This is a genomic window from Methylobacterium sp. J-067 (assembly GCF_022829465.1).
GTDB classification, from domain to species: domain Bacteria; phylum Pseudomonadota; class Alphaproteobacteria; order Rhizobiales; family Beijerinckiaceae; genus Methylobacterium; species Methylobacterium litchii.
Genome location: NZ_JAKSXZ010000112.1, coordinates 1 through 615 on the forward strand (window position 1 = coordinate 1; position 615 = coordinate 615).

At 58.9% G+C, this 615-nt stretch carries 1 pseudogene; it reads right to left on the bottom strand.

Going from position 1 to position 615, the window contains the following annotated elements:
• A pseudogene (locus tag MKK52_RS26995) lies at positions 1-134 on the bottom strand (efflux RND transporter permease subunit); the annotation flags it as partial.
• Between the last annotated feature and the right edge of the window lie 481 nt (positions 135-615).

The window sequence follows — 615 nt, forward strand, 5'->3', positions numbered from 1 at the left end:
ATCGCCGAGAAGGTGCCGACGATGGAGATCGGCACCGCCACGGCGGGGATGAGCGTCGCCCGGCCGGAGCGCAGGAAGGCGTAGACCACGAGGATCACGAGGCCGACCGCGACGAGGAGCGTCTCCTCCGTCGCCTCCTATTAAGTAACAAGCAACTCCCCAAGAAAGACATATTGAAGACCGGGACGCTGTTCTCGGCGGGAGGGAAGCAGTGCTTGGACTGTTTGATTTGGAGCATGAGCAAATACGAAGCGCTTCTCGAAGTTGATCTTGATTCCGAGATAGCTGTAACCGGACGCCTGATCTGCGAAGCAGCATATATCGACAGACCATATGGTTTGCTCTGGTGCAGCGGGCGGAAGATTGGAGTAGACTTTGATCCTTGAGTGAGGTGGTAACTCAGGTGCGATCCCTGGTCAGCACCTAGGCTCGCCGACATCGAAGGGGAAGCGATCGCAGCCCAAGAGCCACCCGACGGCACGATCCATCCAGTCAGCAACTACAACATACTAGTCCGGACTGGCAGCCATGTCCAGACGACCGCACAGCAAGGGAGCCGGCCATGACTCGCGACGAGAGCGGCGGTACGACGCTGACCCCTGAAGAGATCGCAGC